This is a genomic window from Pediococcus parvulus (assembly GCF_007990205.1).
Taxonomy (GTDB): Bacteria; Bacillota; Bacilli; order Lactobacillales; family Lactobacillaceae; genus Pediococcus; species Pediococcus parvulus.
In genome coordinates this window covers 59,131-70,533 of record NZ_BJWE01000005.1, presented here as the reverse complement: position 1 = coordinate 70,533, position 11,403 = coordinate 59,131, and the positions used below count along the sequence as shown (strand labels likewise).

13 protein-coding genes and 1 pseudogene are annotated in these 11,403 nt (G+C 39.5%); 13 read left to right on the top strand and 1 reads right to left on the bottom strand.

Annotated features, from left to right (window positions below):
* The first annotated feature begins 239 nt into the window (after positions 1-239).
* Together PPA04_RS02475 and PPA04_RS02470 are read left to right on the top strand one after the other, a co-directional pair.
* Positions 240-440 (top strand): PLDc N-terminal domain-containing protein, encoded by a 201-nt coding sequence (locus PPA04_RS02475; RefSeq protein WP_057782756.1) that lies wholly within the window; start codon positions 240-242, stop codon positions 438-440.
* Positions 441-610: 170 nt separating this feature from the next.
* Complete coding sequence (locus tag PPA04_RS02470; RefSeq protein WP_057782758.1) at positions 611-1,651, top strand: oxidoreductase; 1,041 nt, start codon at positions 611-613, stop codon at positions 1,649-1,651.
* A gap of 2 nt (positions 1,652-1,653) precedes the next feature.
* Here the strand turns inward: PPA04_RS02470 and PPA04_RS02465 are convergent, their stop codons facing one another.
* The gene (locus PPA04_RS02465; protein WP_057782760.1) at positions 1,654-1,914 is read right to left on the bottom strand and encodes a hypothetical protein; all 261 of its coding nucleotides are present in this window, start codon (positions 1,912-1,914) and stop codon (positions 1,654-1,656) included.
* 136 nt (positions 1,915-2,050) lie between these two features.
* Here PPA04_RS02465 and PPA04_RS02460 point away from each other — a divergent pair, with 136 nt between their 5' ends.
* From PPA04_RS02460 to sufC, 11 genes and pseudogenes are all read left to right on the top strand, one after another.
* Positions 2,051-2,374, top strand: a complete 324-nt coding sequence (locus tag PPA04_RS02460) for a helix-turn-helix domain-containing protein (RefSeq protein WP_057782762.1) — start codon at positions 2,051-2,053, stop codon at positions 2,372-2,374.
* 151 nt (positions 2,375-2,525) lie between these two features.
* Positions 2,526-3,371 carry a sulfite exporter TauE/SafE family protein gene (locus PPA04_RS02455; RefSeq protein ID WP_057782763.1) on the top strand — a complete coding sequence of 282 codons (846 nt, stop codon included), beginning with the start codon at positions 2,526-2,528 and terminating at the stop codon, positions 3,369-3,371.
* Positions 3,372-3,415: 44 nt separating this feature from the next.
* A complete protein-coding gene (locus tag PPA04_RS02450) occupies positions 3,416-3,772 on the top strand; it encodes a DUF1634 domain-containing protein (protein WP_057782901.1) in 357 nt (118 codons plus the stop codon).
* A gap of 140 nt (positions 3,773-3,912) precedes the next feature.
* Positions 3,913-4,299 carry a winged helix-turn-helix transcriptional regulator gene (locus PPA04_RS02445; protein WP_057782765.1) on the top strand — a complete coding sequence of 129 codons (387 nt, stop codon included), beginning with the start codon at positions 3,913-3,915 and terminating at the stop codon, positions 4,297-4,299.
* A gap of 103 nt (positions 4,300-4,402) precedes the next feature.
* Positions 4,403-5,578, top strand: a complete 1,176-nt coding sequence (locus tag PPA04_RS02440) for an MFS transporter (protein ID WP_057782767.1) — start codon at positions 4,403-4,405, stop codon at positions 5,576-5,578.
* A gap of 125 nt (positions 5,579-5,703) precedes the next feature.
* Positions 5,704-6,834 carry a family 8 glycosyl hydrolase gene (locus PPA04_RS02435; RefSeq protein ID WP_057782769.1) on the top strand — a complete coding sequence of 377 codons (1,131 nt, stop codon included), beginning with the start codon at positions 5,704-5,706 and terminating at the stop codon, positions 6,832-6,834.
* 308 nt (positions 6,835-7,142) lie between these two features.
* Entirely contained in the window at positions 7,143-9,350 is a 2,208-nt protein-coding gene (gene nrdD, locus PPA04_RS02430; RefSeq protein ID WP_057782770.1) for an anaerobic ribonucleoside-triphosphate reductase, read from the top strand.
* Complete coding sequence (gene nrdG / locus PPA04_RS02425) at positions 9,295-9,876, top strand: anaerobic ribonucleoside-triphosphate reductase activating protein (RefSeq protein WP_057782773.1); 582 nt, start codon at positions 9,295-9,297, stop codon at positions 9,874-9,876. The genes nrdD and nrdG overlap by 56 nt, the downstream gene beginning before the upstream one ends.
* A 104-nt stretch (positions 9,877-9,980) precedes the next feature.
* A pseudogene (locus PPA04_RS09915) lies at positions 9,981-10,221 on the top strand (VIT1/CCC1 transporter family protein); the annotation flags it as partial.
* Between the two features lie 209 nt (positions 10,222-10,430).
* Positions 10,431-10,592, top strand: a complete 162-nt coding sequence (locus tag PPA04_RS09660; protein WP_229923049.1) for a VIT1/CCC1 transporter family protein — start codon at positions 10,431-10,433, stop codon at positions 10,590-10,592.
* Between the two features lie 13 nt (positions 10,593-10,605).
* A complete protein-coding gene (gene sufC, locus PPA04_RS02415; protein WP_057782775.1) occupies positions 10,606-11,403 on the top strand; it encodes a Fe-S cluster assembly ATPase SufC in 798 nt (265 codons plus the stop codon).

Genomic DNA, 11,403 nt, shown 5'->3' with positions numbered 1-11,403 from the left:
TAGTGGGCACGACTTGGAGGTCTCCAAGCTCGGCCTTTATCTAAGCGAAACCCGCTAAGATAAATGACACTACTGAGCCCATTTGCTTCCAGACTAAGTCTACTCTTTGCGATCACCACACTGATATAATGATTTTGATACTTTCAACCTTTAGTTAAATAAGAATAATAGTTGCGAACGCTTACAAGATAGCTCATACTGTGTTTATTGGAACAATAAAAATGAGGAGTGTGAAGCTAATGAAGAACGATCATGCATTTAAAAAAGAGTATTGGCCAATTGTTGTTTTGGGTGGTTTAATTCAGTTGTTTGCGCTTGTTGATATTTTAAAAAGTCATGAATTCAAACGCGGCAATAAATTAATCTGGAGCGCATTGGTGTTTGTTTTACCGCCATTTGGAGCTTTGTCGTATTATGGGTTTGGTAAGATTAGAAAATAAATGTGATTGTTGATTTGGCAACTGGCAACCAAACTAGCGAACTAACTCGCTAATTTAGTTGCTTTTTATTTCGCTACAAACGTGAAATAGAAAAGATGGAATCAAGTCAGTTGAAAACGATTTCTACCTCGCTTATGATGAAGTTAATAAATAAAAAGGGGATCACTCAAATGACTTTAAAAATGGCAATTATTGGTTTTGGAAAAAGTGCAAATCGTTACCATCTACCTTACCTGAAACAGCGTGAAAATATTGAAGTAAAGTATATTTATAATCATCGCCGTCATCCTGAACGAGAAGCAAATTATCAAGGAATGGGCATTACCTTCACCACGGATTTGGATGAAGTTTTAAATGACGATGAAATTCAGTTGATTACCATTTGTACACCAGCTGATACACATTTTGATTTTGCTAAACAGGTGTTAAACCATGGCAAAAATGTTTTGGTAGAAAAGCCATTCTGCAAAACAGCTAATGAAACGGAACAGCTCTTAAAATTGGCCCAACAAAAACATCTAATTGCAATGCCTTATCAAAATCGGCGCTTTGACAGCGACTATCTCACCTTAAAGGAAGTTTTGGATAGAGGGTATGTAGGTGAACCTTTAGAGATTGAATCTCACTTGGACAAATATCGACCTGACAATAGTGTTCACACTGGTGATAAAATTAACGGTACATTTTATGGACTAGGAATTCATATGCTGGACCAAATGCTGGCCTTGTTTGGGAAACCCCAGTCAGTTGCCTACGATATTCGCACGATTCAGAATACCAAGAGTACGCTTGATGATTATTATCAAATGGATTTGCATTATGGCAAGCTAAAGGTCACAGTCAAAACGGATCCGTTAGTGGCAATGCCAAATCCGCGATTTATTTTACATGGAACAGCTGGATCATACGTAAAGTATGATATTGATCAGCAGGAAAATGATCTTAAACTAGGAATTATGCCCGGAGACTTAAATTTTGGCTTAGATACCCCTGATAAATACGGTAAAGTTAAATATCATAATCAAAATGGCGATTGGATTTCCAAACAAATCCCATCTTTGCAGGGCGATTATGGACGGATTTATGATTCCTTATATGACAGTATTATCAATGGTAAAGAAAAACTGGTTAGTGATGAAGAAACTTTGTTGGATATTGAAATCCTAGAAAGTGGTATTCAACAGCCAACACCTAGTGTGGTTCACTTTTAAAGTTAAGCTGAATGTGAGAAAAAATCATTATTTTCTGAAGCTTGAACCATAAACTTTTGGACGACAAATTGGTGGCGTTTATTGTAATGTGCATAAATTGCAATCCGAGAGTTGGGTTGCGCCATGGCAGGAAAATTGAGTGCATGTTGGTGGACTAAACAATTGATTTTTTGATTTTGTAAATCAGTTAACTCGAAACGCACAAGGGGCGTTAGATTGAGAACCTTAATCGACGATGAAATTTTTCCAGATAACTGTTTCATAACACAAGCAACTCCTTTTAAAAACCATTATACGAACACACGTTCTTTTTGTAAAGCTTTTTTATTAGAATTAATAATCACCTTTCTTTACTTAATATCTTATAGTCATCATAATTAAGTTGAAAGGGTGATGACGATGGAGCTGCAAAGTGAAATTTATCATAATCGACGTGAAATGAAGCTCTCTCAAGCAGATTTGGGCGAACGATTAGGAGTAAGTGAAACAATCGTAAACCAGTGGGAACAGGGAGAAAAATATCCCACCGTCGAAAATCTAATTGATTTGAGTAATGTTTTTGAAATTAGTTTGGATCAGTTAATTCGTGGAACTGAGCAAACAATGTATAAAGTTGACACAACACCACATCATTTGAACGGTTGGGATTTTTTGGCGCGTTACTGGTGGCTAATTTTTGCAGTCGGTGGATTTTTATTTTGGATTTTAAGTCGTTTTTCATAGTATGTTACACTAATTAAATTACGAACAGCTAACCTTGAAGGGGCAGTAAATCTTAACTGAATCTTCAGGGTTTATTGATTGCCTGCGCAATTTCTTTTATTATGGAATTTAGTAACAGGCTATGGAGAACTCAAGGGGAGAGGAAAAATCCATGATAAATACAATTTTACTATTAATTATTGTCGGACTGGGAGCTGGCATTTTCGGTGCAATTTTTGGAATTGGCGGTGGCATGATTGTGACACCTGTTTTGACACTTTTGATGGGGCTTGATATTAAATATGCAATTGGAGCAAGCATCATTTCTGTCATCGCAACAAGTTCTGGAGCAACGGTAGCGTATCTAAAAGATGACATGCTTAATTTACGTGTGGCCATGTTTTTAGAGATTGCGACGACAATTGGTGCCATTGCAGGGGCAGTTTTAACCGGCGTGTTGCCATCAGCCGTTCTGTATGTCTTATTTGGTGTTTTGCTTTTGTTTTCAGCTTGGAATATGTATCGAAAAATGAGGGCTGGCAAAGAAAAAACGGAAGCCATTCAGGCTGATTCTTTGTCAACAAAATTGAAATTAAACGGTAGCTATTATGATAATGCGATTGATAAAAAAATCGACTATCAGGTTTCAAATGTTCCAGGTGGGTTCACTATGATGCTGGGTGCGGGGTTAGCGAGTGGACTACTGGGAATCGGGAGTGGGGCTTTCAAGGTCATTGCAATGGATACCATCATGAAGATGCCACTTAAGCCTTCAAGTGCCACTAGTAACCTGATGATGGGAGTTACCGCAGCGGCTAGTGCAACTGTTTATTTCTTTAATGGATCAATCAGACCAGAAATTGCGGCGCCTCTTGCGATTGGCATTTTGGTCGGTGCACTGATCGGGTCGAGAATTATGAAACATTTACGGGCCCGCGTTTTACGGATGATTTTTATTCCCATCCTCTTTTATATTGGACTACAAATGTTTCTTAAAGGATTTGGGGTGACAATCTAATGGCACAAAATAAACAACCAGAAACAGCTGAAGAATTAAAAAAAATGGAAGAAATGAACGAGATTGAGTTAATTATCGGCAAAGTACTCCGAATTGGCGTACTCATTTCTGCGGCCGTTATTTTGGTCGGTGTCCTCTTAGTTGTGTTCACTGGCAAAACTGGTTATGCGGCTAATTTTTATCCCACCACGGTCAAGGCAATTTTGAGTGGAATTGTGGCACTAAAGCCGTTTGCAATTCTAATGTTGGGGCTATTTCTATTGATCCTAACCCCCGTTTTACGGGTTGTGGTTTCTATTTATGCATTTGTGAAAGAACGGGATCATTTGTATGTATGGATTACAACGTTTGTTTTAGTCATTTTGTTGATTGGGATGTGGATCGGTTATATCGGAAAATAGAAGGTTTGCAACGCGTCAAATGAATGAAGAAATGCTATAATAAAACTCCTTGGCAGGGGCAACATAAAGCTTATGAACAAGTTATCGTGAAATAATTGGTGACTTGTTTTTATTTTTGAATTAAAAAGGAGTTTGCAATTATGAAACAACCAACTTTAACGTACAACATTGGGGTCGAAGCGACATTGTCCGTGATCAATGGTAAGTGGAAGGCAATTATTTTATGCCATTTAAAACGCCAATCCATGCGGAATGGTGAATTTTTGAGAGTGATTCCAAACATTACCCAAAAGGTTTTAACCCAGCAGTTACGCGAATTAGAGCATGATGACATTATCCATCGCGAAGTTTTTCCGGAAATTCCACCCCGGGTTGAATATTGCTTAACAGATTATGGTCAAACATTGGCCGATTTGACGGATCAAATGTGCCACTGGGGCGAACGACATATTGAACGGCAAAGAAAAGCGGGCCAAAAAATTAATTTATTAGATACCCAAAGCCCATACTATCAAAAGGTACTCTAATTCTTACTTTTAGGTAACTATCTGACTGTAAAGTGCGTACTTGTGGACCATTTTATAACCTCTATAATAAAATCTTGCGACATAATTTTGGGGAGGTTATCAAATGACAGAAAAACAAACACAACACGCAACGCTAATTCTTTGGTCTTTGGCGATTAGTGCCTTCGCCATCGGATCAACCGAATTCATTAGCGTGGGTTTATTACCTTTACTAGTGAGCCAATTTAAAATTTCATTAGCAATGGCGAGCTTAACCGTTTCGGGATATGCTTTTGGTGTCATGATTGGAGCACCAGTTCTAACAATTCTAACAGCTCGATGGAATCGCCATACGCTAATGGTCGGTATCATGGTCGTGTTTATATTGGGCAATTTAATGGCGGCTAGTGCACAAAACTTTGCCTGGCTTCTTGTAGGTCGCTTGATTGCGGCAGTCATTCATGGCTTATTCATGTCAGTTTCTAGTGTGATCGCCGCAGATGTGGTGGCGCCTTCTAAACGAGCGAGTGCCATTGCCTTGATGTTCACGGGATTAACGGTGGCTACCGTCACAGGAGTACCACTGGGAACGTTTGTTGGTCAACATTTTGGTTGGCGGTTTTCGTTTTTATTTTTAGCTTTAATTGGCTTGGTCAGTTTATTAGCGACTTGGATATTGATTCCTAGAAATTTACCGGTGGGTAGACCCATTCAGATTAAAAATATTGGCAGACTTATCTTTGATAAAAAAATATTGTTAGCACTATTACTAACTATTTTTGGATATGGGAGCGCCTTTACGAGTTACACCTATATCAGCCCAATTATGACCCGTTTGATGCATTTTCAGCCAAGTACGGGTGTGATTATTTTGATTGTTTACGGATTAATGGTGGCTATTGGCAACACAGTGGGTGGGCGGTTTGCAAATCAAACGCCACTAACTGGTCTTTTGTGGATGTTTACCTTGTTGACTATCACACAACTCTTCTTGGGTGTGTTTATTAGTTTCAAATGGATGGGACTACTGATGGTCCTTCTTTTGGGATTATTTGCCTTCATGAATGTGCCGGGTGAACAATTAGTTATTGTGCAATTAGCTGAACAGGATCATCCCGAAGATATTGGACTAGCATCTGCCTTGAATATTTCGGCGTTTAACATTGGGATTATGATTGGCTCCGGGTTAGGCAGTCAAATTGTGGAAACTACTGGTCTGGCAATGACACCATATGCAGGAGTTTTGATGGGAATTTTGGCAATTGGCCTGACCTGGCTATTAAAACGCGCCACTAAATAGCATTGAATTTTAGTGGCTGGATGATAGGGTAGTTGATTTAAAAAAATTTCAAGCTAGTTGTTACACCTTTCAATGATTATAGCTATAATAAAAGTAGGTTATTCTAATTGAAGGGGGACTTAAGTTTGAAGCAGAAAAAATTATGGGTGAGCCTCTTAGGACTTGTCATTGTTGCAGGGGTGGTCGTGGGATTAACCAATCTCAAGGCACAACCTGCACGAGCAAAAACGAGTCAAGCGGTTACCTTATATAATCAGTGGAAGAAAGCTTATGTAGGTGGAAAATCTCAAAAGTATGTGAAGAACAATAATGGATCAGGGGCAACTTACGTCACTTCCGAAGGTCAAGGATATGGCATGTTGGCAACTGTTTTAGCTGCTAAAAAGGGTGCAAATACGCACACCACATATAATCAAATGTACGCTTATTATCGTGCCCATCGAATTTCCAGTAAAGATGCTCTTATGACGTGGCGACAAGCGAGTCGTTCAGGAAAATTGAAGAGTGTTGGTTCAGAGAAAAATAGTGCGACCGATGGTGACTTGGATATTGCTTATTCACTCATTTTAGCTGATAAAAAATGGGGAAGTAAGAAAACAAATTACAAAGCAGCGGCCAAGACTTTGTTAAAGGCTATCAAAAAACGAGAAATTAATACAACCACTTACTTGCCAAAAATGGGTAACTGGGCAACCAGCAGCTATGATAAGAGTAAACTTCGGACGTCTGATTTGATGACGGGATACTTCAAGACATTTGCAAGTTACACCAAAGATAGCACCTGGACAAAAGTAGCCAAACAAAGCCAGGTAGCAGTTAAGAAGTTAAGTGCGCGTCACAAGTCTGGCTTGTTCCCTGATTTCATCAAGGTAACTGGCAAGAGCATCAAACTTTCGGCATTCAAGGCTTATCAAATCGAGAGTGCACAAGATGATGAGTATGGTTATAATGCTTGCCGAGTGCCATGGCGGTTAGCACAAACTTATAAAATCAGCAAAGATAGCGTGACAAAAAACGCGTTAAAGAAACAATTGAATTTCTTTAACAAACGTAAGAAGATTACAGCTGTTTACACTTTGACTGGAAGAGCTGTTCATAGTTACACCAATACGGCCTTTACTGCTCCGGTTAACTTTGCAGCAAAAACAATGAAATACACTAGTTTGCAAAAGAAGACGGCTAAACAATTGCCAAAGAAGATTGAAAAAAAGAATTATTTCTCAGCAACACTTGAAGTAGTTACAGCACTTCAATAAAGTTTGATCGACATAATAAAAATTTAAGCAAAAGGATCATGACAAAAATTTAGTTTTTGTCATAATCCTTTTTTTGTACCCAAAGTGGGAAGGCTTTCAAATAAATAAAAAAAGTTTGGGTCGCTAATCTGCGGCGAAACGGCATTGTGGATATTTGGTTAGAAAATCGACTAAAAAAGTGATACACAAACGAACTCAAAAGGACTACTATATATAGTATGCACATAAGATAAAATCACAACAAGTTGTGGTATTTTACTTACTAAAACACAATAATAGATAATATATAAAGCAGTAGGAGGTACAATATGATATCAACAATTAAAGACAAATTAGGACTATTACGAACAATTCCAGTTCAAAAAAGAGATGGCGAAACGGCCAAGTTTCATCCTTATAAGTTAATTTTTAGCTTATCCAAGGTTTTACCAGATGAAAGTGACAGAGAATTAATTTATGAGGCTTTGTATGATCAGTTTCATGATCAAACAGTTATTCAAACGCGTGATATTCATGATGCTGTTCTGACCCAATTAAAAAATCAGGGATTCGCTGAAGCAGCCCAAAAGTATCGAGATTTTTATTTAGCTGATCAGCAAAAATTTGCCGATGCCACGAATGTGCAAAAAAGAATTGAAAAAGTTTTTGAACGGGATGCCGAAGTTGTCCATGAAAATGCCAATAAAGATAGCACCATCTTTAATACGCAACGAGATTTGGAGGCTGGCGCTGCCAGTCGGGCGATGGGACTTAAAATGTTGCCAGAATTAGTAGCTAAAGCTCATTTGCGGGGTGATATTCACTGGCATGACTTGGACTATTCACCCGTGACTCCCGAAACTAACTGCTGTTTGATCGATTTTGATGGCATGTTAAAAAATGGCTACAAAATTGGTAATGCCGAAGTAGATTCGCCACGCTCCATTCAAACCGCTACGGCCCAGATGGCACAAATCATTGCGAACGTGGCTTCACTTCAGTATGGTGGCTGTTCCGCCAACCGAATTGATCAGCTTTTGGCTCCTTATGCGGAGATTAATTATCAAAAACACTTAACTGATGCCAAAAAGTGGGTGGCTGCTGATAAACAAGCGGCTTATGCCAAAGCAAAAACACGTAAGGACATTTACGATGCCATGCAGGCACTGGAATATGAAATCAACACTTTATATTCTTCACAAGGGCAGACACCGTTTACCACCGTTAACTTTGGTCTGGGCACTAGTTGGATTGAACGAGAAATTCAAAAATCAATTCTGGAAATTCGGATCAAGGGTCTGGGAACAGAGCATCGAACGGCTATTTTTCCAAAGTTAATTTTCACGTTGAAACGTGGCTTAAATTTACGGCCAACTGATCCCAATTACGATATTAAACAACTAGCAGTTGAATGTTCAACGAAGCGAATGTATCCAGATCTTTTAATGTACGACAAGATCAAGGAATTAACGGGCAGTTTCAAAACACCAATGGGGTGTCGGTCATTTTTACAGGGATGGCATGATGAAAACGGCAAAGAAGTAAACTCAGGCCGAATGAATCTAGGCGTCGTCACGCTAAACCTACCTCGGTTGGCGTTGTCTGCTAATGGTGATCAAAAGTTATTCTGGGAGATTTTTGATGAACGGATGAATTTGTGTCACCAAGCCTTAGCCTATCGTATTGAACGCACGAAAGAAGCACAGCCAAAAAATGCACCATTACTGTATATGTATGGGGCATTTGGCAAACGATTACCGGCCGATGGGAATGTAGATGACTTATTTAAGAATCAACGGGCGACTGTTTCGTTAGGATACATCGGGTTATACGAAGTGTGCACTGTGTTTTATGGTGAAAACTGGGAGCACAATGCCCAAGCGCACGAATTTGCAGAAAAAGTTGTGAAAGCCATGCGACAGAAATGTGATGAGTGGGCTCAGGCCAGTGGTTATCATTATAGTTTATACTCCACGCCAGCTGAGTCCTTGACGGATACTTTTTGTCGTGACGACATTGCGAAGTTTGGTAAAGTGGCCAATGTGACAGATAAAGAATATTACACAAATAGTTTTCACTATGACGTCCGTAAACATCCGACCCCATTTGAAAAATTAACCTTTGAACAGGACTTTCCTAAATACGCTTCGGGTGGTTTTATCCATTACTGTGAATATCCGAATTTGACGCAAAATCCGAAAGCTCTCGAAGCAGTTTGGGATTGGGCCTATGATCATGTGGGCTATCTAGGAACCAACACGTCGATTGATAAGTGCTATAAATGTGGGTTTAAGGGTGAATTTAAAGCGACTGCTCGTGGCTTTCAGTGTCCACAATGTGGCAACCACGATCCGCAATATTGCGATGTCGTCAAACGAACCTGTGGATATTTGGGAAATCCGCAACAACGGCCAATGGTCCATGGCCGACACGTAGAAATTGCTTCACGAAGAAAAAATCTAACGATGGAGATGATAAAGAATGCCGCAAAAAATGCACGGTCCAAACAATCCGACTCCGAAAGAGTGGTTGGCTAAAGATCTTAGTCTCCAGTATATTGCCGATTATAAGGCTTTTAACTTTGTGGATGGCGAAGGTGTTCGCTGTAGCTTATATGTGAGTGGCTGTCCATTTCACTGCCCTGGTTGCTACAATGTGGCGGCACAAAATTTTCACTATGGCAAACCTTACACTCAAGAATTGGAAGATCAGATTATTGAAGATCTCAGTCAAGATTATGTGCAGGGATTGACCTTATTGGGTGGTGAACCTTTTTTGAATACCCAAGTTTGCCTAAGAATTTGTAAACGGGTGCGTCAAGAATTTGGTCATAGCAAGGATATTTGGTCTTGGTCTGGTTATACCTGGGATGAATTGCTGAAGGATTCAGACGACAAATTGGAAATGTTGTCGCTATTGGATATTTTGGTTGACGGGCGTTTTCTGGAAGAACAAAAAGATTTAACCCTTCAATTTCGAGGGAGCGCCAATCAGCGTATTATCGATGTGCCAAAATCGTTGGCTACCCATAAAGTTGTAATCTGGGATAAATTAGTCCGGTAACTAAATTTATTTTGAATGCATGAATTTTTGATGCTCCCGATTCATGCATTTTTCGTCAAAAAAATTAAGAATTTAACAGGACGACATAAGATTGGAGAAATTAGATGTTAGAAATTCATAAATTGATTACAACTAAAAGATTTCATTTTTGGGATAGTTTAAATGTGATTCGAGCGGGAATCTTAGGAGCCAATGACGGTATTATTTCTGTTTCTGGAATTGTTTTGGGAGCAGCAGCAGCCAATTTAAACAGTTATACACTTTTCATCAGCGGCGTCTCCGGTATGCTTGCTGGGGCCTGTTCGATGGCTGGTGGTGAATTTATTTCCGTAAGCGCCCAAAAAGAGGTCCAGCTGAACCGGTTAAGTATTCAAGGGCAAGCCAGCACGGTTTACAAAACTTCAGAAACCTATCAAACAAAGATTAGAGAAATTGATGTCTTAAATCCAATTCATGCTGCTACGGCTTCCTTCTTTTCGTTTTTATGTGGGGCTTTAATCCCACTATTGGCAATCAGTCTTTCAACTAGTCAATGGTGAGTTTGGAATACGTCGTTGGCAATGATTGCAGCTCTTTCGATCAACGCGATTATTGGTTATCAAAAAGCTGGAACACCGATTTATAAGGCGGTGATTCGAAACATTTCAGTGGGTGTTTTTACCACGTTAGTGACCTATTTTATCGGGACATTACTTGGCGTGGCGGTATCGGGATAATGGAGGACAGAGAATGAAAACTTTAGAAATTAAAGACTTACATGTGGCAGTTAAAGATGAGGATACTCAAAAAATGAAGGAAATTCTAACCGGCGTCAATTTAACGATTCATACCGGTGAAGTTCATGCAATTATGGGTCCAAATGGCACAGGAAAATCTACCTTGTCGGAAACCATTATGGGTAATCCCCGCTACCACGTGACACAGGGTGACATTTTATTGAACGGTAAAAGCTTGTTAAAGCAAGCGGTAGATGTGCGGGCACGTGCAGGATTATTTTTGGCTATGCAATATCCGGCAGAAATAAAAGGCATTACCAACATGGAATTCTTACGTGCTGCCATTAATGCCCGCCGACCAGAAGGTGCCCCAATTCCAATTAAAGATTTTTTAACTCAGTTAGATAGTGCGTTAGCCATTTTAAATATGACGAGTGACATGGCAGAACGTTATTTAAACGAGGGCTTTTCTGGTGGCGAACGGAAACGCAATGAAATTTTGCAATTACTGATGATTAAACCGACTTTTGCCATTTTAGATGAATTGGATTCCGGGCTTGATATTGATGCGCTTCAAGTTGTTTCTAAAGGGGTGAATCATGTTATGGGTCCAGATTTTGGAACGTTGATGATTACCCATTACAAACGAATTTTGAAATATATTAAACCTGATCAAGTGCACGTTATGATGGGTGGCCGCATCGTAAAAACGGGGGATGCTTCATTGGCCGATCGCTTGGAGGATGAAGGTTATTCTGGTTTACGAGATGAGTTAGGAATTCATGTTGATTTGGTTGATTCGGAGGTCTAA

Coding starts and splice junctions, on each gene's coding strand:
- PPA04_RS02475 (WP_057782756.1), top strand. CDS start 240: ATGAAGAACGATCATGCATTTAAAAAAGAGTATTGGCCAATTGTTGTT.
- PPA04_RS02470 (WP_057782758.1), top strand. CDS start 611: ATGACTTTAAAAATGGCAATTATTGGTTTTGGAAAAAGTGCAAATCGT.
- PPA04_RS02465 (WP_057782760.1), bottom strand. CDS start 1,914: ATGAAACAGTTATCTGGAAAAATTTCATCGTCGATTAAGGTTCTCAAT.
- PPA04_RS02460 (WP_057782762.1), top strand. CDS start 2,051: ATGGAGCTGCAAAGTGAAATTTATCATAATCGACGTGAAATGAAGCTC.
- PPA04_RS02455 (WP_057782763.1), top strand. CDS start 2,526: ATGATAAATACAATTTTACTATTAATTATTGTCGGACTGGGAGCTGGC.
- PPA04_RS02450 (WP_057782901.1), top strand. CDS start 3,416: ATGGAAGAAATGAACGAGATTGAGTTAATTATCGGCAAAGTACTCCGA.
- PPA04_RS02445 (WP_057782765.1), top strand. CDS start 3,913: ATGAAACAACCAACTTTAACGTACAACATTGGGGTCGAAGCGACATTG.
- PPA04_RS02440 (WP_057782767.1), top strand. CDS start 4,403: ATGACAGAAAAACAAACACAACACGCAACGCTAATTCTTTGGTCTTTG.
- nrdD (WP_057782770.1), top strand. CDS start 7,143: ATGATATCAACAATTAAAGACAAATTAGGACTATTACGAACAATTCCA.
- nrdG (WP_057782773.1), top strand. CDS start 9,295: ATGCCGCAAAAAATGCACGGTCCAAACAATCCGACTCCGAAAGAGTGG.
- sufC (WP_057782775.1), top strand. CDS start 10,606: ATGAAAACTTTAGAAATTAAAGACTTACATGTGGCAGTTAAAGATGAG.